Source organism: Saccharopolyspora antimicrobica, from assembly GCF_003635025.1.
Classification (GTDB): Bacteria; Actinomycetota; Actinomycetes; order Mycobacteriales; family Pseudonocardiaceae; genus Saccharopolyspora; species Saccharopolyspora antimicrobica.
The window spans coordinates 4,319,476-4,340,270 of sequence record NZ_RBXX01000002.1; the positions used below are offsets into that span (position 1 = coordinate 4,319,476).

Annotated in this window: 20 protein-coding genes; 13 read left to right on the forward strand and 7 right to left on the reverse strand. The window is 71.1% G+C overall.

All coding sequences use genetic code 11. From position 1 onward, the window contains the following. Positions 1-39 precede the first annotated feature (39 nt). On the reverse strand, positions 40-912 hold the full coding sequence (locus ATL45_RS21060; protein WP_093146608.1) for an NmrA family NAD(P)-binding protein: 873 nt from the start codon (positions 910-912) through the stop codon (positions 40-42). A 45-nt stretch (positions 913-957) separates the two neighbouring features. Here ATL45_RS21060 and ATL45_RS21065 point away from each other — a divergent pair, with 45 nt between their 5' ends. Further along, positions 958-1,329, forward strand: a complete 372-nt coding sequence (locus ATL45_RS21065) for a MerR family transcriptional regulator (RefSeq protein ID WP_211841253.1) — start codon at positions 958-960, stop codon at positions 1,327-1,329. 114 nt (positions 1,330-1,443) lie between these two features. After that, the gene (locus ATL45_RS21070; protein WP_093146606.1) at positions 1,444-2,877 is read left to right on the forward strand and encodes an aldehyde dehydrogenase family protein; all 1,434 of its coding nucleotides are present in this window, start codon (positions 1,444-1,446) and stop codon (positions 2,875-2,877) included. Positions 2,878-3,108: 231 nt separating this feature from the next. On the opposite strand, the gene ATL45_RS21075 is transcribed toward ATL45_RS21070, so the two are convergent. After that, complete coding sequence (locus tag ATL45_RS21075; RefSeq protein ID WP_093146605.1) at positions 3,109-3,393, reverse strand: DUF2631 domain-containing protein; 285 nt, start codon at positions 3,391-3,393, stop codon at positions 3,109-3,111. Between the two features lie 185 nt (positions 3,394-3,578). Continuing rightward, positions 3,579-3,851, reverse strand: a complete 273-nt coding sequence (locus tag ATL45_RS21080; protein WP_093146604.1) for a GlsB/YeaQ/YmgE family stress response membrane protein — start codon at positions 3,849-3,851, stop codon at positions 3,579-3,581. A gap of 97 nt (positions 3,852-3,948) precedes the next feature. On the opposite strand from ATL45_RS21080, the gene dxr reads away from it, so the two are divergent. From dxr to ATL45_RS21130, 10 genes are all read left to right on the forward strand, one after another. Continuing rightward, positions 3,949-5,190, forward strand: a complete 1,242-nt coding sequence (gene dxr / locus ATL45_RS21085) for a 1-deoxy-D-xylulose-5-phosphate reductoisomerase (protein ID WP_093146603.1) — start codon at positions 3,949-3,951, stop codon at positions 5,188-5,190. Beyond that, positions 5,190-6,473 (forward strand): M50 family metallopeptidase, encoded by a 1,284-nt coding sequence (locus tag ATL45_RS21090; RefSeq protein WP_093146602.1) that lies wholly within the window; start codon positions 5,190-5,192, stop codon positions 6,471-6,473. Before dxr ends, ATL45_RS21090 begins: the two co-directional genes overlap by 1 nt. Before the next feature lie 356 nt (positions 6,474-6,829). Next, entirely contained in the window at positions 6,830-7,978 is a 1,149-nt protein-coding gene (gene ispG, locus ATL45_RS21095) for a flavodoxin-dependent (E)-4-hydroxy-3-methylbut-2-enyl-diphosphate synthase (protein WP_093146601.1), read from the forward strand. Between the two features lie 180 nt (positions 7,979-8,158). After that, positions 8,159-8,995, forward strand: coding sequence for a GNAT family N-acetyltransferase (locus tag ATL45_RS21100; protein ID WP_093146600.1), 837 nt, complete (start codon positions 8,159-8,161; stop codon positions 8,993-8,995). A 96-nt stretch (positions 8,996-9,091) separates the two neighbouring features. Further along, complete coding sequence (locus ATL45_RS21105; protein WP_093146599.1) at positions 9,092-10,879, forward strand: penicillin-binding transpeptidase domain-containing protein; 1,788 nt, start codon at positions 9,092-9,094, stop codon at positions 10,877-10,879. Between the two features lie 56 nt (positions 10,880-10,935). Beyond that, on the forward strand, positions 10,936-11,208 hold the full coding sequence (locus ATL45_RS21110) for a type II toxin-antitoxin system Phd/YefM family antitoxin (RefSeq protein WP_093146598.1): 273 nt from the start codon (positions 10,936-10,938) through the stop codon (positions 11,206-11,208). Further along, positions 11,205-11,600: a type II toxin-antitoxin system VapC family toxin gene (locus ATL45_RS21115; RefSeq protein WP_093146597.1), complete on the forward strand. Its 396-nt coding sequence runs from the start codon at positions 11,205-11,207 to the stop codon at positions 11,598-11,600. The genes ATL45_RS21110 and ATL45_RS21115 overlap by 4 nt, the downstream gene beginning before the upstream one ends. Positions 11,601-11,715: 115 nt before the next feature. Next, positions 11,716-12,573 (forward strand): type I methionyl aminopeptidase, encoded by an 858-nt coding sequence (map, locus tag ATL45_RS21120; protein WP_093146596.1) that lies wholly within the window; start codon positions 11,716-11,718, stop codon positions 12,571-12,573. Between the two features lie 7 nt (positions 12,574-12,580). Next, complete coding sequence (locus tag ATL45_RS21125; RefSeq protein ID WP_093146595.1) at positions 12,581-14,101, forward strand: cobyric acid synthase; 1,521 nt, start codon at positions 12,581-12,583, stop codon at positions 14,099-14,101. 53 nt (positions 14,102-14,154) lie between these two features. Next, the gene (locus tag ATL45_RS21130) at positions 14,155-14,400 is read left to right on the forward strand and encodes a type II toxin-antitoxin system Phd/YefM family antitoxin (protein WP_093146594.1); all 246 of its coding nucleotides are present in this window, start codon (positions 14,155-14,157) and stop codon (positions 14,398-14,400) included. Positions 14,401-14,553: 153 nt separating this feature from the next. Here ATL45_RS21130 and ATL45_RS21135 read toward each other — a convergent pair whose 3' ends face one another. Further along, positions 14,554-15,261, reverse strand: a complete 708-nt coding sequence (locus ATL45_RS21135) for a FadR/GntR family transcriptional regulator (RefSeq protein ID WP_093146593.1) — start codon at positions 15,259-15,261, stop codon at positions 14,554-14,556. An 88-nt stretch (positions 15,262-15,349) separates the two neighbouring features. On the opposite strand from ATL45_RS21135, the gene ATL45_RS21140 reads away from it, so the two are divergent. Further along, positions 15,350-16,612, forward strand: a complete 1,263-nt coding sequence (locus ATL45_RS21140; protein ID WP_246025465.1) for a CynX/NimT family MFS transporter — start codon at positions 15,350-15,352, stop codon at positions 16,610-16,612. Between the two features lie 167 nt (positions 16,613-16,779). On the opposite strand, the gene gdhA is transcribed toward ATL45_RS21140, so the two are convergent. The 3 genes from gdhA to ATL45_RS21155 form a co-directional block, all read right to left on the reverse strand. Next, positions 16,780-18,120, reverse strand: coding sequence for an NADP-specific glutamate dehydrogenase (gdhA, locus tag ATL45_RS21145; protein WP_093146591.1), 1,341 nt, complete (start codon positions 18,118-18,120; stop codon positions 16,780-16,782). 155 nt (positions 18,121-18,275) lie between these two features. After that, complete coding sequence (locus tag ATL45_RS21150; protein ID WP_093146590.1) at positions 18,276-19,709, reverse strand: mycothione reductase; 1,434 nt, start codon at positions 19,707-19,709, stop codon at positions 18,276-18,278. Positions 19,710-19,723: 14 nt separating this feature from the next. Then, entirely contained in the window at positions 19,724-20,740 is a 1,017-nt protein-coding gene (locus ATL45_RS21155; protein ID WP_093146589.1) for a VanZ family protein, read from the reverse strand. Positions 20,741-20,795: the final 55 nt, after the last annotated feature.

Consider the following 20,795-nt stretch of genomic DNA (forward strand, 5'->3'; position numbering starts at 1 on the left):
TGCCATAGCGCCCCGAAACACTCACGGGCGACCACCTTGTCAGCGGAACTCGGCGGCGTGGTCGACGGCCCACTGCGCGAACGTCCGGGCCGGGTGGCCGGTGAGGCGTTCCACGCAGCCGGTGGTGCGGGTCGCCTCCAACCGGTGCTCGGACGCGGCGATCAGCGCCTCCACCAGTGCCGCCGGTCGGCCGTCCGCGAGCATCTGCGATCGCGCGATGTCGGTGCGGACCGGCTCGAAGCGCAGCCGGCGTCCCAGAGCCGCGCCGAGCTGCGCGACCTGATCGGCGCGGCTGAGCACCTCCGGCCCGGTGAGCACGTGCGGGCCGCGGTCGAACCGTTCCGCGAGCAGGGCGGTCACGGCCGCATCTGCGACGTCGCGTTCGTCGACCACGGCTGTTCGGGCGATGTCCGGCCCGGCCACGACATCGCCCGCGCGCAGCTGCGCGGCCCACCCGCGGACGTTGGAGGCCATCGTGTCGCTGCGCAGCACCACCGGACGCAGCCCGGCATCCATGAGCAGCGCTTCCAGATCCGCGTGCACCTGGACGATCGGGTCCGTCTGACGAGCGCGATCGTCGTCGATGGCGGAGGACGAGAGGTAGACGACGCGCGGCGACGCGCGGGCGAGCTCCGGCAGCACGGCGCGGGCCGGTGCGGCGTCGAGCAGCGGCCAGATCAGCAGGACGGCGTCGACGCCGCTCAGCGCGGTCCGGAGGACTGCCGGGTCGGTCAGATCGCCGACCACCGCCTCCACGCCGGGACGCTCGTCCACCGGGTGCCGGTCGAGGCACCGCACTCGGGCACCGCGGGCGACGAGGCGGTCGACGACCGCGCGCCCCAGGTTGCCCGCCGCGCCGGTGACGAGGATCGGATCGTGGGAAGTGCCCGTGCGGTGCGGGGATTCGGTCATGCTGGGCAAGCTATGGGTTCAGGTCGACATGAAGGCAAGGCCGAATTGCGGACGATCGGAGAGGCAGCCGCGGAACTCGGGATCGAGGCCCACGTGCTGCGCCACTGGGAGCAGGTCGGAGCGCTCGACGTGCGCCGCGACGGCAAGGGCTACCGGATCTACGACGACGCCGCGCTGGAGCGGGCCCGCACCGTGCTCAAGCTGCGGCGGGTGGGGCTCTCCCTGCCGGAGGTCACCGCTGCCATGGCGCCGACGAAGGAAGCGGCGCAGGCGGTGATCGAGGCGAAGATCGCCGAGCTCGAGAGCGAGGTGGCCGGCAGGCAGGCGGCCATCGTCTTCCTCCAGCACACCGTCGAGTGTCGCCACCGGTACCTCGACGAGTGCCCGGATTGCGCGACCTTCGCCCGCGAGCCGTAGCAGCCCGGGACGGTTTGGACAGTCGCGGTCGTGGCTGTGTACGGATTGGCAGTGCGGGGAGATCGGTTCCGGTCGTAGCGTCTGGGCAGGATCGGAAACGACAGGAGGCAGCCGATGTCATCGGTCATCGGGAACTGGGTCGCTGGCGAGCGGGTCATCAGCGACGCGACGTTCGAGGTGCGGCACCCCTACGACGGCTCGGCGGTCGCCACCACGTGCTACGCCACCGACGCCGATGTGGAGCGCGCCGTCGCCGCCGCGGACGCGGTGCGCAAGGAGTTCGCCACCACGCCCGCGCACGTGCGGGCCGCCGCGCTGGACCACGTGACCCGGCGGCTCGAAGAGCGGGCCGAGGAGATCGCGCAGCTGATCACCGCTGAGAACGGCAAGCCGATCAGCTGGGCCCGCGGCGAGGTGGCCCGCGCCGTCTCCACCTTCCGGTGGGGCGCGGAGGAGGCCCGCCGGTTCTCCGGCGACCTGCAGCGGCTGGACACCGATCCCGGCGGCACCGGCCGGATGGCGCTGGTCCGCCGCGTCCCGCGCGGGCCCGTGCTCGGCATCTCGCCGTTCAACTTCCCGCTCAACCTGGTGGCGCACAAGGTCGCCCCGGCGCTGGCCGTCGGCGCGCCGATCGTGCTCAAGCCCGCGCCGAAGACGCCGCTGTCCGCGCTGCTGCTGGGCGAGATCCTGGCCGAGACCGAGCTGCCCGCCGGCTCCTGGTCGGTGCTGACCACCAGCAACGACAAGGCCGCCGAGCTGGTCGCCGACCCGCGGCTGCCGGTGGTCTCCTTCACCGGGTCCGGTCCGATCGGCTGGGGCATCCGCGACGCCGCGCCGCGCAAGCACGTGACGCTGGAGCTCGGCGGCAACGCCGCGGTCGTCGTCGACCAGACCTGGACGGACCTGGACTCCGCCGCGGACCGGATCGCGACCTTCGCGATGTACCAGGCCGGGCAGTCGTGCATCTCCGTGCAGCGCGTCTACGTCCACCGCGACAGCTACGACGAGCTGGCCGCCCGCGTGGTGAAGGCGGTGGAGTCGCAGGTCACCGGCGACCCGAAGGACCCTGCGACCAAGGTCGGCCCGATGATCAACGAGGACGCCGCGGCGCGGCTGGAGGCCTGGGTCGGCGAGGCCGTCGACGCGGGCGCCGAGGTGCTCACCGGCGGCTCCCGCGAGGGCGCCACCTTCGCCCCGACGGTGCTGGCCGGCGTCCCGGAGGACGCGAAGGTCTCCTGCGAGGAGGTCTTCGGCCCGCTGCTGGTGCTGGCGCCGGTGGATTCGGTGGACGAGGCGTTCGAGAAGGTCAACGCCTCCCGCTACGGCCTGCAGGCCGGGGTGTTCACCCGCGACCTGCAGCTGGCCTTCCGCGCCGCGGCGGAGCTGGAGGTCGGTGGTGTGATCATCGGCGACGTGCCCAGCTTCCGCGCCGACCAGATGCCCTACGGCGGCGTGAAGGAATCCGGCGTCGGCCGAGAAGGCGTGCACGCGGCAATGCTCGACCTCACCCAGGAGCACGTGACGGTCCTCACCGGCATCACGGTCTGAACCTTGTAGCTGTTTCCAGACTCGTTCTGCGTAGCGGTGCGGGTGGCGGTGCAAGCTGCTTGGGCGGGCGGAGCGGCCGCGCCGAGGCCCGAAGCTCTGTGTCGTGAGTGCGAGGCGCGGTCGCACTCACGACATTTCGAAGCACGGAAGGCGGGAACTCCGAGGTTCACCGCCGCTGAAACGCAGAACGCCGCTTCCGGGATCCGGAAGCGGCGTTCTCGTGGTCTCGCGTCAGCGGCGCCAGGCGGTCTTCCGGCGGCGCAGGTCGAACAGCAGACCGATGGCCAGGCCCGCCGCGATGATGATCAGCCACATGTCCTCGGTCTTGAACTGGCCGCCACCGCTGATGATGCCCTGGTGGTTGCCGACCAGCATGATCAGGCACGCGAAGACGGAGAACCAACCGGCGATCTGCGTCGCCTTCGGGAAACCGCCGTGCCAGCCCCACTCGACCGACGGTTCATCGGCCGGGTCGATGGCCTGGCTGGGCTTCTTCTCCAGCTCGGTGCTCGCCACGTTCCCCTCCTGGTGCCACGCCCGGCCGCGCGGGCCGGGTGATGATGCTCGAAGTGCGGAACACCGACCGGTGATCCACCCGCCCATCCTCGCACACGCCGTCGGTGCGGTGGCGTCCGCCCGTCTCGGCGCGAGCAGCGAAAAGGGTGTCGCGGAAGCCCCTTCCGCGACACCCCCGGAGCGGGTCAGCCGTGCGATGCCGACTTGCGGCCGATGATCGCCCGGTAGCCGCCCAGCACGATCAGCGAACCCACGACGGCCAGGATCCAGGTGCTCAGCGACCAGAACCGGTCGATGCCCACGCCGAAGACCCAGTTGCCGATCAGGCCGCCGACGAAGGCACCGACGACCCCGAGCAGCATCGTGACGAGGATCCCGCCGCCGTCCTTGCCGGGCATGATCGCCTTGGCCAGCGCGCCCACGATGAGTCCGAGCACGATCCATCCGATGATTCCCATGGCCGACCTCCTCCGTGCAACGTTCTATGGCCAGATCGTGACCCCCGATGGTGATTTGTGCACCGCGAGCGACTTCCGCTCACCTCCTTCGGGGACAATGGCGGTGATGCACGCCGACACCCCGAAACAGAGCGCTCCCGGCCCGCGCACCGTCCTGGTGCTCGGCTCCACCGGTTCCATCGGCACCCAGGCACTGGACGTGATCAGGAACAACCCGGACCGCTTCCGGGTCGCCGGCCTGGCCGCGGGCGGCAGCGATCCGCTGACGCTGGCCGCGCAGGCGATCGAGTTCCAGGTCAGGACCGTCGCGGTGGCCGACAGCAGCGTCGTCGAAGACCTCCACCTCGCCCTCCGGGCCGAAGCAGCGTCGCGCGGTGCGGCCGCAGCCCCGCTGCCCGACCTGCTGACCGGCCCGGACGCGGTGACCGATCTCATCGAGTCCACCCCGGCCGACGTGATCCTCAACGGCGTCGACGGCTCCCGCGGCCTCAAACCGACCCTGGCCGCGCTGGCCACCGGCTCCCAGCTGGCGCTGGCGAACAAGGAATCGCTGATCGCGGGCGGTTCGCTGGTGCTCGACGCGGCCGCGCCCGGGCAGATCGTGCCGGTCGACTCCGAGCACTCGGCGCTCGCGCAGTGCCTGCTCGGCGGGCGCTCCGAGGAGGTCGAGAAGCTGGTGCTGACCGCCTCCGGCGGGCCCTTCCGCGGCCGCAAACGCGACGAGCTGGTCGACGTCACGGTGCAGCAGGCGCTGGCGCACCCGACCTGGTCGATGGGCAGCGTGGTCACCATCAACTCGGCGACCCTGGTGAACAAGGGCCTGGAGCTGATCGAGGCGCACCTGCTGTTCGGCATCGGCTACGACCGCATCGAGGTGGCGGTGCACCCGCAGTCCATCGTGCACTCGATGGTCACCTACGCGGACGGCTCGACGATCGCCCAGGCCAGCCCGCCGAACATGCGCATCCCGATCGCGATGAGCCTGGAGTGGCCGCGCCGGGTGCCCGGGGCCGCTCCCGCGCTGGACTTCTCGAAGGCGCAGGAGTGGACCTTCGAGCCGGTCGACGACGAGGCGTTCCCGGCGATCGAGCTGGCCCGCGCGGCCGGTTCCGGCGGCGGCTGCCTCCCGGCCGTCTACAACGCGGCCAACGAGGAAGCGCTGGCGGCTTTCGTGGACGGCCGTCTCGGCTTCACCGGAATCGTGCAAACTGTGGGTGACGTGCTCGCCGGGGCCGACCAGTGGCGGTCCGCGCCGTCGAGCTTGGACGAGGTCTTCGCGGCCGAGGCCTGGGCGCGGAACAGGGCCAACGAGTTGGTGGCCGCGGGGAAGGCGGAGTAGTGCTGGTCGTCGTTGGCATCTTGATCTTCTTCTTCGGGCTGCTGTTCTCCATCGCGTGGCACGAGCTGGGCCACCTGGCGGCCGCGAAGCTGTTCGGGATCAAGGTCACCCAGTACATGGTCGGCTTCGGCCGCACCATCTGGTCCCGGAAGAAGGGCGACACCGAGTACGGGATCAAGATGATCCCGTTCGGCGGCTACATCCGGATGATCGGCATGTTCCCGCCGAAGAAGGACGAGAAGTACGGGCGCACCGCCTCCTCCGCCCCGTGGCGGGCGATGGTCGAGGACGCCCGGCAGATGTCCGCCGAGGAGATCACGCCCGAGGACGCGCACAAGCAGTTCTACCAGCGCAGCCCGTGGAAGCGGATCATCGTGATGGTGGCCGGGCCGGTGATGAACCTCATCCTGGCGGTCGGCATCTTCGCCGCGATCCTGATGGGCCACGGCATCCTGACGCCGACCACCACGGTCTCCGCGGTCAGCGAGTGCGTGCTGCCCGCCGACGCACCGGCCACCGACCGCTGCCCGGCGGGCGCGCCGCCCTCCCCGGCCGCGGCGGCGGGCTTCCGGCCCGGTGACCGGATCCTGGAGTTCAACGGCAAGCCCTACACCACCTGGGAAGACCTGCAGCTGGCCATCCGCGGTTCGACCGGCCCGGTGCCGGTGGTGGTCGAGCGCGCCGGGCAGCGCGTCACGCTGAACCCGGACCTGATGCAGAACCAGATGCCGAAGATCGGCTCGACCAGCGAGTACGAGACGGTCGGCTTCCTCGGCCTGACCCCGACGCAGGTGCTGGTCAAGCAGGACATCGGCGGTGTGGTGAGCACCATCGGCGGGTTCGTCAGCCTCACCGCGGAGAAGGTCATCGAGCTGCCGCAGCGGGTGCCGGACCTGGTCTCGGCGATCTTCGGGGGTGAGCGGCACGCCGACTCGCCGGTCGGCATCGTCGGCGCGAGCCGGCTGGGCGGCGAGGTACTGGCCTCCGATGAGATCGGCGTGGACGCCCGGATCATGCTGATGTTCAACCTGCTGGCCGGGGTGAACCTCTCGCTGTTCGTGTTCAACATGCTGCCGCTGCTGCCGCTGGACGGCGGGCACATCGCCGGTGCGCTGTGGGAGTCGATCCGCCGCGGCTTCAACAAGCTGTTCCGGCGGCCGGACCCGGGCCCGTTCGACACGGCGCGGCTGATGCCGCTGGCGTACGCGATCAGCCTGATCTTCATCGCGTACTCGCTGCTGGTCCTGGTCGCCGACGTGGTGAACCCGGTGAAGCTCTTCTAGCGCGGCTGTTTCCGGTGGTCAGATCCCGTGAGCGTTTCGGGGTGCCATAGCGCCCCGAAACGCTCACGGGCATCCGGCGCGCGGGGCCGGGGGCAAATTGGACACCGATGGGTGAAGAACTGCTGCGGCGCAGACGCGGGCTCAGCGGCTCCGACGGCTCAAATCCGAGGCTTGTGCGAACGAGTGACCGTGGCCAGGTGGAATTGCGCTGAACACGACCTTGACCGACCGAAACGATCACGCAACGTGATCCGTCCTACGACCGTGACGTCCGGCCGGATGAAGGGTCGCCGGTATCGTGGAGCGCAGGCGGTGGCAGCCGCCGAAGAACACCAGATAGAGGTGGAGAGGTTTCGATGACCGTCGATCTGGGCATGCCCGCGGCCGTGGCGCCGGTGCTCGCGGAACGGCGCAAGACCCGGCAGTTGCAGGTCGGAGCGGTCGGTGTGGGCAGCGAGTCGCCGATCTCGGTGCAGAGCATGACCACGACCGTCACCGCGGACATCAACGCCACGCTGCAGCAGATCGCCGAGCTGACCGCCGCGGGCTGCGACATCGTGCGGGTGGCCTGCCCGAGTGCCGATGACGCCGAGGCGCTGCCGGCGATCGCGAAGAAGTCGCAGATCCCGGTCATCGCCGACATCCACTTCCAGCCGAAGTACGTCTTCGCGGCGATCGAGGCCGGGTGCGCCGCGGTGCGGGTCAACCCGGGCAACATCAAGAAGTTCGACGACAAGGTCAAGGAGATCGCGCAGGCCGCCAAGGACCACGGCACGCCGATCCGGATCGGCGTCAACGCCGGGTCGCTGGACCCGCGGCTGATGCAGAAGTACGGCAAGGCCACCCCGGAGGCGCTGGCCGAGTCGGCGCTGTGGGAGGCGAGCCTGTTCGCCGAGCACGACTTCCACGACCTGAAGATCTCGGTGAAGCACAACGACCCGGTCGTGATGGTGCGCGCCTACGAGATCCTGGCCGAGCAGTGCGACTACCCGCTGCACCTCGGCGTCACCGAGGCCGGACCGGCGTTCCAGGGCACGATCAAGTCCGCGGTCGCCTTCGGCGCGCTGCTGCGGCAGGGCATCGGCGACACGATCCGCGTCTCGCTGTCCGCGCCGCCGGTCGAGGAGATCAAGGTCGGCACGCAGATCCTGCAGTCGCTGAACCTGCGCCCGCGCAAGCTGGAGATCGTGTCCTGCCCGTCCTGCGGCCGCGCCCAGGTCGACGTCTACAAGCTGGCCGACGAGGTGACCGCCGGGCTGGAGGGCATGGAGGTGCCGCTGCGGGTCGCGGTCATGGGCTGCGTCGTCAACGGCCCGGGCGAGGCCCGCGAGGCGGACCTGGGTGTCGCCTCCGGCAACGGCAAGGGGCAGATCTTCGTCAAGGGCGAGGTCATCAAGACCGTGCCCGAGCACAAGATCGTCGAGACGCTGATCGAAGAGGCCATGCGAATCGCCGAGGACATGGAGCCCGCCGACGGTGACGCTCCGGTCGTGACGGTCGGTTGAGCCCGCTGGATCGGCCGTCCCCGGTTCGGGGGCGGCCGATCATCTGCGTCCACCGCGCCCGCTCGTGCCCGGGTGATCGCGCCCATCGGGTTGCCCCGAATGGGTGAGCGCGGGCTGTCCGGGAGCAACGCTTCCCGGCCGGGGGAGTTGCGCGGGCGGCGTTTCTGGCAGTCTTGGCAGGTGCTCAAGCTAGCCGGTGCACGGCTGTTGGAGGAGCGGGACGCGATGCTGGTCCGCTCCGTGCTGGATTCCGCGCCGGTCGCGGCTTGCATGGTCGCCGCCCGGGTCGAGGAGGCCGGCCTCCACCCGCTGCGCCTCGGCGGCGAGCTGTGGGGTTACGGCAGCAAGCTCTCCGGCATGTGCTTCTCGGGCGCGAACCTGATCCCGCTGCGCGGTGGGCCGGACGCGATGCGCGCCTTCGCCGACCGGGCGCTGCGCCGTCGCCGGGTGTGCTCCTCGCTGGTCGGACCGACCGAGCAGGTGCTGGCGCTGTGGGACGAGGTCGCCGCGCAGTGGGGACCGGCGCGCGACATCCGTGCCGAGCAGCCGCTCATGGTGCTGGCGGAATCGCCGCGCATCGCTCCCGATCCGCTGGTGCGCCAGGTACGTCCGGACGAGCTGGATCGCTACCTGCCCGCGGCGATCGCGATGTTCACCGAAGAGGTCGGCGTCGACCCGTGCAGCGACGGCGGCGCGGCGAGCTACCGGGCGCGGGTGGCCGACCTGATCGCGAGCGGCCGGGCGTTCGCCCGCTTCGAAGGCGGCGAAGTCGTGTTCAAGGCCGAGATCGGTGCCATGTCGCGCACCGTCGGCCAGATCCAGGGCGTCTGGGTGCACCCGGACCGGCGCAGCACCGGGCTGGGCACCGCGGGCACCGCGGCGGTCGCCGACCGCTTGGTGCGCGGCCTGGGCCGCACCGCGAGCTTGTACGTCAACGACTACAACGTCGCCGCCCGGCTGGCCTACCGCAAGGTCGGATTCCGCCGCATCGGCTCCTTCTCCACCGTCCTGCTCTGACCCCGGGGCCGCATGCCCCGCACCGCCGTCCCGAACGCCTTCCGGGGCGCCGAAAACGGGGTGGAGGATTCGGTGTGTTTCGGCATACTCGCGGACATGGTTTCCAAGCGGATCTTCGCCGGGATCGCCGCCCTGCTGCTCGTGCCGCTGGCCTCCTGCAGCACCGGGCCGTCGGAGGAGGACGTCGCGACGGCGTTCGTGAACGCTGTGGCGGCCGGGGACGCGGCGGGCGCGGCTGCTCAGAGCGACAACCCCGAGCAGGCGCGGCAGGCGGTGGAGGCGGCGCGGCGCAGCATGTCCCCGGAGGCCGTGCACGCGACGGTCCGGCAAGTCGCCGATGATCAGCAGGGCACGCCGACCGCGAAGTTCGACCTGTCCTGGGACTTCGGGGCGGGCAAGGTCTGGGAGTACCCGAGCGAGCTCAAGCTCGTGGAGGGCGAGCAGGGCTGGAAGGTCCGCTGGGCGCCGAGCGTGCTGCACCCGCAGCTCCAGCCCGGGCAGAACCTCGCCTTCCGCGAGGAACTCCCCGACCCGGCACCGGTGCTCGACCGCGACGGCGTGGCGATGATGCGGCCGGAGCAGCTGGTCACGGTCAGCCTCAGCGCGCAGGAGGCCGGGGACGTGCCGAAGGTGGCGGGCGCGCTGGCCGGTGCGCTGGGCACCATCGAACCCGCGATCACCCAGCAGTCCATCATGGACGGTGTCGGTCGCACGCCGCCGGGCCAGCCGTACGCGGTGGTCACCCTGCGCCAGGGCGATTACGAGCGGGTCCGGTCGCAGATCTACGACCTGCCCGGGGTGCGCTTCCCGGCGCAGACGCGGCTGGTGGCCGGCGAGCGCGGCTACGGCTCGCAGGTGCTGGCCGGAGTGGCGCGCAAGGCCGACGAGCAGGTCTCGGCCAACGCCGGCTGGCGGGTCGTCGCGGTGGACGCGGCGGGCAGCGAGGCGGCCGAGCTGCACAGCGTCGCCGAGCGGCCGGCCGAGCCGCTGACGGTGACCCTCGGCGACCGCACCCAGCGCGCCGCCGAGCAGGCGGTGGACCAGATCCCGCAGGCCTCGATGCTGGTGGCCGTGCAGCCGTCCAGCGGCGAGGTGCTCGCGGTCGCGCAGAACTCCGCGGCCGACGCGCAGGGCCCGGTCGCGCTGTCCGGCCAGTACCCGCCCGGCTCCACGTTCAAGACGGTGACCGCGACGGCCGGGCTCGAAGCGGGCAAGGTCGACGCCAACACCGTGGTGGAATGCCCGGCCAAGAAGGCCTTCGACGGCCGGGTGCTGCCCAACGACAAGGAGTTCGAGCTCGGCCGGGTGCCGCTGCACACGGCCTTCGCGCGGTCCTGCAACACCACGTTCGCGCAGCTGGCGGTGGACCTGCCCGCCTCCGCGCTGACCGACTCCGCGCACCGGCTCGGGCTGGGCGTGGACTTCGACATGCCGGGCGCGACCACGATCACCGGCAAGGTGCCGCCGGCCGACACCGTGGTCCAGCGGGCCGAGAACGGCATCGGCCAGGGCACGGTGCTGGCCAGCCCGTTCGGCATGGCGCTGGTCACCGCGTCGATCGCCGAGGGGCGGATGCCGGTGCCCACGCTGATCCGCGGCCTGCCGACCAAGGCCGACGCCACCCCGCAGCCGCCGTCGCCGCAGTCCCTCGACCAGCTCCGGCAGATGATGCGCGAAGTGGTCACCGACGGCACCGCGACCGGGCTGGCCGGTTCCGGCGAGGTCCGCGGCAAGACCGGCACCGCGCAGTTCGGCGACGGCACCCGCTCGCACGGCTGGTTCGTCGGCTACCGCGGCGACGTGGCGTTCGCGGTGCTGGTCACCGACGCGGGCTCGTCCGGGCCGGCGGTCGACGCGGCGCGGCGGTTCCTGTCGGTGAGCTGATCGCGTCACGTGTTCGGGTGATCGCGGGGCGTGATCATTGTGCTACTTTGTAGCGCATGGAGCGGATCGGTGTGCGCGAGCTGCGGCAGAACGCGAGCCGGTACCTGAAGCGGGTCGCCGCAGGCGAGTCGATCCTGGTGACCGACCGCGGTCGCACCGTCGCGGTGCTGGCTCCGCCCACGCGTGACCAAGCCCTGTACGACGAGCTCGTCGCGGCCGGGGAGCTGGTGCCCGGTGACGGCGGCGAGCTGCCCGGACCGTTGCCCGCAGCGCCCACCCCGAGCGTGTCCGACCGGCTGCTGCGCAGGCGTGAACAGGAGCGGTTTTGATCTACTTCGATTCCTCCGCGCTGATCAAGCTGATCGCCCCCGAGCCGGAGAGCGCGGCGCTGAGCCAGTGGATCCGCGAGCACTGGGAGCACCCGAGGGTGACCAGCGCGCTGTCGAAGGTCGACGTGCTGCGGACCTTCCGCGAGATCGGGCCGCACGCCGTGGACCTGGCCTCGATCATCATCTCCAAGATCGACCACCTGCCGGTGAAGCAGGACGTGCTGGACGCGGCCAGCGAGCTGCAGGCCCGGGTGGGGCCGGTGGACGCCATCCACCTGGCCTCCGCCTGCAAGATCAAGGACGGCCTGGTGGCCTACCTGTCCTACGACCCGGCGCTGCTGGCCGCCGCGGAGGAAGCAGGCCTGGCCACCGCATCACCGGGCGCGAACTGACCGGGGGTCCCCTTCACCGCGGCCGCGACACCCGTCCGGCTGGACCGCGGAGACCTGGTGCTCGACCGCGGTCACCGCGCTGAGGCCGGTGCGGAGGCGCGGTTAGAGTGGGGCCATGCCGGTTCGAGCTCCGTTGCAGCCAGGCGTGCAGACGCCGCGCCGCCCTGTCCCCGCGCACATCGAGCGTCCCGAGTACGTCGACAAGCCGGCTCCCAAGCGCGGCACCGACCCCGACGTGCAGACGCCCGAGATCATCGAAGCGATGCGGGTCGCGGGCAAGCTCGCCGCGCAGGCGCTGGTCGAGGCGGGCAAGGCGGTGCAGCCGGGCGCGACCACCGACCAGGTCGACGCGGTCGTGCACGAGTTCTTCTGCGACCACGGCGTGTACCCGTCGACGCTCGGCTACCGGGGCTTCCCGAAGTCCTCCTGCACCTCGCTGAACGAGGTGATCTGCCACGGCATCCCGGACTCGACGGTCATCGAGGACGGCGACATCGTCAACGTCGACGTCACCGGGTTCGTCGGCGGCGTGCACGGCGACACCAACGCGACCTTCCTGGCCGGTGAGGTCTCCGAGGAGGTGCGGCTGCTGGTCGAGCGCACCCACGAGGCCTTGATGCGCGGCATCAAGGCGGCCAAGCCCGGCCGCCAGCTGAACGTGATCGGCCGCGTCATCGAGTCCTACGCCAAGCGCTTCGGCTACGGCGTGGTCCGCGACTTCACCGGCCACGGCATCGGCCGCTCCTTCCACAGCGGACTGGTGATCCTGCACTACGACGAGCCGTCGGTGCAGACCGTCCTGGAGCCGGGCATGACCTTCACCATCGAGCCGATGATCACCCTCGGCACCCACGAGTACGACATGTGGGACGACGGCTGGACGGTCACCACCAAGGACAAGAGCTGGACGGCCCAGTTCGAGCACACCATCCTGATCACCGAGGACGGCAACGAGATCCTGACGCTGCCCTGATCCGCCGGTGAACGCGTTGCTGGTGGCCGGGACCACCTCGGATGCCGGGAAGAGCGTCGTCACGGCCGGGATCTGCCGGTGGCTGGCGCGCAGCGGTGCCCGGGTGGCCCCGTTCAAGGCCCAGAACATGTCCAACAACTCGGTCGTCACCCCTGATGGCGGTGAGATCGGGCGGGCTCAGGCGGTGCAGGCCGCGGCGTGCGGGCTCGAACCCTCGGTGCGGTTCAACCCGGTGCTGCTCAAGCCCGGGAGCGACCGCAGTTCGCAGGTCGTGGTGCTCGGGCGGGTCGCGGGCGAGGTGACCGCGATGTCCTACCGGGCGCGCAAGGCCGCCCTGCTGGACACCGTCGTGGCCACGCTGGAAGGGCTGCGGGCCGAGTTCGACCACGTCATCTGCGAGGGCGCCGGGTCGCCCGCGGAGATCAACCTGCGGGCCAACGACATCGCGAACATGGGGCTGGCGCAGGCTGCCGGGCTGCCGACCGTGGTGGTCGGCGACATCGATCGCGGTGGTGTGTTCGCGCAGCTCTTCGGCACTCTCGCGCTGCTGGACGCGGCGGACCAGGCCCTGATCGCCGGGTTCGTGATCAACAAGTTCCGCGGCGACCCGGCGCTGCTGGAGCCCGGGCTGGAGCAGCTGCGCGAGCTGACCGGACGCCCGGTGCACGGCGTGCTGCCGTGGGCCGAGGAGCTGTGGCTGGACGCCGAGGACTCGCTGTCCTACGCCGCGGACGGGGTCGTCGGGCGACCGGCTCCGCCCCGTGGCGGGCAGTGGCTGCGGGTGGCGGTGCCGCGGCTCCCGCGGATCTCCAACGCCACGGACGTCGAAGCGCTGGCCGCCGAGCCGGGCGTGGCGGTGCGCTTCGTGACCGAGCCGTCGCGGTTGTCCGATGCCGATCTGGTGGTGCTGCCCGGCTCCAAGTCGACCGTCGCGGACCTGGCGTGGCTGCGCAGCAGCGGGCTGGCCGATGCGATCGGTGCGCACGCCCGCGCGGGGCTGCCGGTGGCCGGGATCTGCGGCGGTTTCCAGATGCTGACCCGGCGCATCCACGACGAGGTCGAATCGGGAGCCGGTGCGGTCGACGGGCTCGGGCTGCTGGACGTGGAGATCGAGTTCGCGCCGTCGAAGACCCTGGCGCGGCCCAGCGGTCGTGCGTTCGGCGAGCCGGTTTCCGGCTACGAGATCCACCACGGGCTGCCCCGCCGCCGCGGCGAGCTCGAACCGCTGGTCACCACCTCCGACGGGCAGCCGGAGGGCGGCATCGCCGAATCCGTGCTCGGGACGCACTGGCACGGGCTGTTCGAGAACGACGGCTTCCGGCGGGAGTTCCTGCGCTGGGCGGCCCGGCGCGCCGGGCGGGACGGCTTCGAACCGGCCGGTGACACGGTGTTCGCCGACATCCGCGCCGGGCAGCTCGACCTGCTCGGCGACCTGGTGGCGAAGCACCTGGACACCGACGCCCTGCGGCGGCTGCTCGACGGAGGTCCGCCCGCCGGTCTGCCGACGCTGCGCCGCGGTTTCGGCTGAGTCCTGCGGCCGAATGCGGGATTTCGCGCTGTGACGCGGGTAACGTCGTCGGCATGGCTGCCGAGTTTTCCGTTGACGAAGCACGCGAGCGGTTGGTCGAGCTGCTGGACCGCGCCGAGTCGGGGGAGGAGATCGTGATCACCCGGTTCGGCGCACCATCGGTCCAGCTGCTGCCAGCGCAGGGGCGCTCAGGTGGCGGCGGCTTCGCCACCGGCGTGATCGCGGCGTCCTGGGTGGCGCCGGCCGGCGCGGAGGCCTTCGACGTCGGGACCGACTACTGGCTGGACTCCTCGGCCTGAGCGCTGATGGGGTGGTCGCTCGGCGGAACCTGAGTACTTCCCTGGACTGCGGGCGCCCCGTCCAACACACGGCGGAGGGGCCGTCCTCGCCGGAAAACACCCAGAACCCGCCGGTAGTCGACCTGCGTAGGTGGCCCAAGCGGCTGCCGCCGCTTACTCCGGCGTGGACGGCTTCGCCGACAGGCTCTCAGTGCCCATCTGGGCGAGCAGCTCGTCCAGGAACCCGCCCGCTTCCTCCGCCGCCCGGCGCGGGTCGCCGTCGCGCACCGCGGTGAGCAGCGCTGTGTGCGAAACGTGCTGCTCCGGCGGGATCTCGGGGTTGAAGGTGGTCGCCACGCTGGAGGTCACCGCTTCGCGGATCCCGTCGTAGAGCGAGATCAGCACCGGGTTGTGCGAGGCCGCGACCAGGACCCGGTGGAACTCGGTGTCGGTGGTGATGACCGCTTCGCTGTCCCGGTTCCGCACGGCGGTGTCCCGCTCGGCCAGGCAGTCCGACATCTGCCGCAGCTCTTCCTCGGTGCGCGCCCGCGCGGCCAGCCGCGCGCCCTCGACCTCCAGCGCGCGCCGCACCTCCAGGATCTGGCGCAGCTCCGGCCCGCACAGCTTGCGGACCGCGCCGGAGATCTCGTTGGTGGCGCGCACGAACGTGCCGTCGCCCTGGCGGACCTCCAGCAATCCGGCGTGCGAGAGCGCGCGCACCGCCTCCCGGACGGTGTTGCGCCCGACGCCGAGCGCGGCGACCAGTTCGGCCTCGGGCGGGATCTTCTCGCCGAGCGGCCATTCCCCGGACGTCACGAGCTCGCGGATCTGGGCGATGACCTGATCGACCAGCCCGGTCCGTTTGGCGGTGACCAAAGGCACTGACAGGTCCTTTCGTCCAAACATCCTACGTTTGACATACTAGGTCGTGATGTCCAGCGAGTCACGTACCCAGCACGCCCCTGACCATGTGGCTGACCAGGATGCCACCCGACTCCCCGCCGACGTGCACCCGGACGCGCTCACGCGCGAGAACGACGGTGCCGTCGAAACCGTCAACCCGAACCGGCATCTCGCGACCGCCGGTGGCGGCCTGCTGCTCGCCGGCGTGGCGCTCGCGGCGGCGAACATGCGCCCCGCGGTCACCAGCCTGGCATCGGTGCTCGGTGAGGTGCGGGACTCGCTCGGCGCGTCCAGCACCTGGGCGAGCGTCGTGACGTCGGTTCCCACGCTGTGCTTCGGCGTGGCGGGCATCGGTGCGCCGCTGCTGGCGCGGCGGATGGGCATCAACAAGGTCATCGCGCTCTCGCTGGCGGTGCTGACCGCCGCGATGCTGGTGCGGACCGTCGGCGGCCCGTGGACGGTGCTCAGCGGCACGGTCCTGGTGTGCGCGGCGATCGCGATGTGCAACGTGCTGATCCCGGTGGTGGTCAAGGAGTCGTTCCCGACCAAGGTCGGGATGGCGACCGCGCTCTACACGACGGCGATGGCCGCGGGTGGTTCGCTCGGCTCGGCCCTGACGCCTTACCTGAACTCCTCCACCGGCAGCTGGCGGCTCGCGCTGGCCACCTGGGCAGTGGTGGCCCTGGCCGCGCTGTGCGTGTGGGTGCCCGCCACGGCCCGCCGCTCGTCGGCGCGCCAGGTGACCGCTTCCGCCGGGCCCCGGCGATCGCTGATGCGCAGCCCGCTGGCGTGGGTGATCACCGGGTACTTCGCGCTGCAGTCGCTGGTCGCCTACGTCGTGATGGGCTGGCTGCCCGAGGTGTTCAAGGGCGCCGGGATGGACGGCACCACAGCGGGCATGCTGCTCGGCCTGCTGCTGCTGGTCGGGGTGCCGATCAACATGATCCTGCCGCCGCTGGTGACCAAGACCCGCAGCCAGTCCGCCTGGGCGATCGGGCTCGCGGCGCTCAACATCATCGGCATGCTCGGCCTGCTGCTGGCGCCGATGAGCATGCCGGTCGTGTGGGCGGTGGCGATCGGCATCGGCATGAGCGCGTTCCCGCTGGCGCTGGTGCTCATCTCGCTGCGCACGGCCAACGCGGCCGACACCAGCTCGCTCTCGGCGATGTCGCAGAGCATCGGGTACCTGATCGCGTCCTTCGGCCCGTTCCTGTTCGGCGTCCTGCACGACGTGACGGGAGCCTGGTCGGCCTCGATGGTGGTGCTCCTGGTCGTCGTCGCGGTCCAGTCGGTGTTCGGCGTGATCGCCGGCCGCCCCCGGACGGTCTGAGGTTTTCCGGACTCACCCTGCGTCGCGGGATGTCCGGTAGACGGCGAACAAGAAGAAGGGGCCTTCGACCGGTGTGGTCGAAGGCCCCTTCCGCGTGCTCGGACGCGGGTGGCTCGCGGGATTCGGCGGTTGCCCTGGTGACCGTCGAGTTCCCGCGGAGCCGTGCGTCAGATCAGGCCGAGGCGGAGCATCGCGTCCGCGACGTTGGTGAAGCCGTTGATGTTGGCTCCCGCCACGTAGTTGCCCGGCATGCCGTACTCCTCCGCCGTGGCGTAGCAGCGGGCGTGCACGTCCTTCATGATCTGCTCGAGGCGCTGCTCGGTGAACTCGAAGCTCCAGCTGTCGCGGGAGGCGTTCTGCTGCATCTCCAGCGCCGAGGTCGCCACCCCGCCCGCGTTCGCCGCCTTGCCCGGGCCGAAGGCGACCCCGGCCTCCTGGAAGTTGCGCACCGCTTCCGGAGTGGTGGGCATGTTCGCGCCCTCGCCGACCGCGATGCAGCCGTTGGCGATCAGCGCCGTCGCGTCGTCGGCGGAGAGCTCGTTCTGGGTGGCCGAGGGCATCGCGACCTGGCACGGCACCTCCCAGACGCTGCGGCCCGAGACGAACTTCGCGCCCGGCCGACGCTCGGCGTAGGCGGCGATCCGGGTCCGCTCGACCTCCTTGAGCTGCTTGACCAGCTCGACGTCGATGCCGTTCTCGTCGTGCACGTAGCCGGAGGAGTCCGAACAGGCGACCACGGTGCCGCCCAGCTGGTGCACCTTCTCCATCGTGTAGATCGCGACGTTGCCCGAGCCGGACACCACGACCTGCTTGCCCTCGAAGGATTCGCCGCGCGCCGCCAGCATCTCGTGCACGAAGAAGGCGCAGCCGTAGCCGGTCGCCTCGGTGCGGACGCGGGCGCCGCCGAAGGAGAGGTGCTTGCCGGTCAGCACGCCCGACTCGTAGCGGTTGGTGATCCGCTTGTACTGGCCGAACAGGTAGCCGATCTCGCGGCCGCCGACGCCGATGTCACCGGCGGGCACGTCGATGTACTCGCCGATGTGCCGGTGCAGCTCGGTCATGAAGCTCTGGCAGAACCGCATGATCTCGCGGTCCGAGCGGCCCTTGGGGTCGAAGTCCGCGCCGCCCTTGCCGCCGCCGATGGGCAGGCCGGTGAGCGCGTTCTTGAAGATCTGCTCGAAGCCGAGGAACTTCACGATGCCCTGGTAGACCGACGGGTGGAAGCGCAGGCCGCCCTTGTACGGGCCGAGCGCGCTGTTGAACTCCACCCGGAAGCCGCGGTTGATGTGCACCTCGCCGCGGTCGTCCTCCCACGGCACGCGGAAGGTGATCTGGCGCTCCGGCTCGCAGATGCGCTCGATGATCTTCTGGTCGGCGTACTCGGGGTGCTTGTCGATGACCGGGCCGATGCTCTCCAGGACTTCGCGAACGGCCTGGTGGAACTCGGTTTCGCCGCGGTTGCGCTGGACCACGTTGTCGTAGACCGGCTCAAGACGTTCGTGCAGCACTGGTGGGGCTCCTTCGTTCAGCGGGACTCCGACGTGTTGCACCCCCAGGGCCAGAGCACAACTATCGGTCCAGCGAACCGCCGAGTCTGGAACGGATCAAGATGATGCCGACCACACCGCGCGGGCTGTGACGCCCGCGCGACGTGCCGTGATGGTCAGTTGTTCGGTTCCCGCTCCTCGGATGCGTGCTTCCGGTTCAGCGGCAGGTTGAGCAGGGCGTTCTCGATCAGTTCGGGCATGCCCGGGTGGATCCAGTACTGCCCGCGCGCCATGCTGCTCGCGTCCAGGCCGAACTGCATCGCCTGGATCAGCGGCTGGAGCAGGGTCGGGGCCTGCGGTCCGATGATGTGCGCGCCCAGCAGCAGGCCGGTGTCCGGGTCGGCGAGCAGCTTGGCGAAACCGGTGGTGTCCTCCATCGCCCAGCCGTAGGCGATGCCCGCGTAGTCCTGGACCGACGTGACGTACTCGACGCCGCGCTGCTGGGCCGTCTGCTCGGTCAGGCCGACCGAGGCGATCTGCGGTGCGGAGAACACCGCGTGCGGGACGAACCGGTGGTCGGATTCGATCGGGGCCTCCGGGTGCAGCAGGTTGTGCTGCACCACGCGCATCTCGTGGTTGGCGACGTGCTTGAGCTCGTACTCGGAGCTGATGTCGCCCATCGCCCACACGCCGTCGACCGAGGTGCGCTGGGTGGCGTCGACCTTGATCTTGCCGCTGGCGGTGAGCTCCAGCCCGCCCAGCGCGGCGTCGATGAGGTCGGTGTTGGGCACCCGGCCGACCGCGATCAGCAGCGCCTCGGCCTCCACCACCTCGGCGCCCTCCGGGCCCTCCAGGTGCAGGCGCACGAGGTCGCCCTCGTGCTCGACGGAGATCTCCTTGCGGTTGAGCCGCAGGTCCCAGCGCTGGGCGGCGAGCTCGGTGAAGCGCGCCGAGACGTCGGTGTCCTCGCTGCGCAGCACCCGGCCGGAGCGGCCGATCATGGTCACCTCGACGCCGAGCGCGGAGAACACGTGCGCGAACTCGGCGCCGACGAACCCGGTGCCCATGATGATCATCCGGCGGGGCAGCCGCTCGAGCCGCATCACGGTGTCGCTGGTGTAGTGGTGGACCTGGTCCAGGCCGGGAATGTCCGGGATCGCCGGCCGACCGCCCGCGGCCACCACGAACCGGTCCGCGGTGATCGTCTCGGGGCCGTCCGCGGTCTGCACGGTCAGCTGCTTGACGCCGGTGAACCGGGCCGTGCCCTGGTAGAGCGTGACGTTCGGGTTCTCCTCGGCGCGGTAGCGCCGGCCGCCCGCGGCGATCGGGTCGATCCGGCCGAAGATCCGGTCCCGGACGTCGGCCCAGCGCACGTCGCGCAGTTCCAGGTCGACGCCGAGCTTGGCACCGCTGCCCGGTGCGCTCGCCACGTCCGCGGTGTGCACGAACATCTTCGTCGGGATGCAGCCGACGTTCAGGCAGGTGCCGCCGTAGGCGTCGTTGGGGCCGATGCCCTTCTCGACGATGGCGACGTCCCAGTCGGCGAACCGGTCGTCGAGGATCGAGTTGCCGGAGCCGGAACCGATGATCACTAGATCGAAGTGGCGCACTGGTCCATCCTGCCTCACGTCGAGCGGGCCGCGGTCGGCGCGCGCTGGCTTTGTCTGGCGTCGATCACTTCCAACCCGGCGACCCGCCCGGTGATTCCGCGGTGATCTCCGGTGTTCGTCACGCCCCAGGCGTGCACCGCGCACCACAGGACTCCCAGCGCCGCATCGGCTCCGCCGAGCACACCGGTGCACACGCCCTGAACCGCGGCGAAGCCGCCGATGCCGGACGTCCAGCGCAGCACCGCGGCGACCACCGGGTGGGTGGGCGCGCGGGCGCGCAGGCAGACCGCGTGCTGGCCGAGCGAGCTGCCGCCGCTGACGAGCATCACGGCCAGCAGCACCGCGGCGGGCGCGAACCACAGCGCCGTGGCTTCCCACCAGGCGTTCGGCGCGGTGCCCGTCAGCCAGAGCGCCAGCTCGACGGCACGTGCGCAGGCGACGCCCAGCCACCAGAGCAGGAGCAGGTCGCAGCTCATGCCCAGCAGTCGGCGGGGCGCGCGGACCGGGCGCGGTACCGCCGGCCGGTCGCGGGCTTCGGTGGGCACGCGGCGCAGCAGCGGTGCACCCAGCGTGCCGAGCACCGCTCCGGTGGTGTTGGCGATGATGTCGTTGACGTCGAACACCCGGTACGGGACTGGGAACAGGAACCACGTCCCGGTGAGCTGGGTCAGCTCGACGATCACCGACACGGTGCCGCCGACCAGCGCTGCCGCGACCGGGCCGCGCCGCAGCAGGGCGCCGAGCGGGACGAAGAGCGCGATGTTGCAGGCGAACTGCTCCAGCACCGCTGGGTTGCGGAGACCGGCGAAGGGCCGCCACTGCGGCTCGAAGCCGATCCCGGCGCCGGGCAGCGGCAGCAGCACGTAGCAGGCGAGCGCGGTCGCGTAGAGCAGCGCGGCGAAGCGCAGCAGCGCGACGCCCACGCGGAGCTCGCCGTGCCGCCGGTGCTCCGCGGCGACGAACGGCGCGAACAGCACCGCCGCCAGGCCGGTGGCGACCAGCACGGCGAACGAACCCGGTAGCACGCTCATCCCGATCTCCTCGTCCGAGAACCTCCCCGCTTATAAAGAGGCGCGAAGGCCCGTT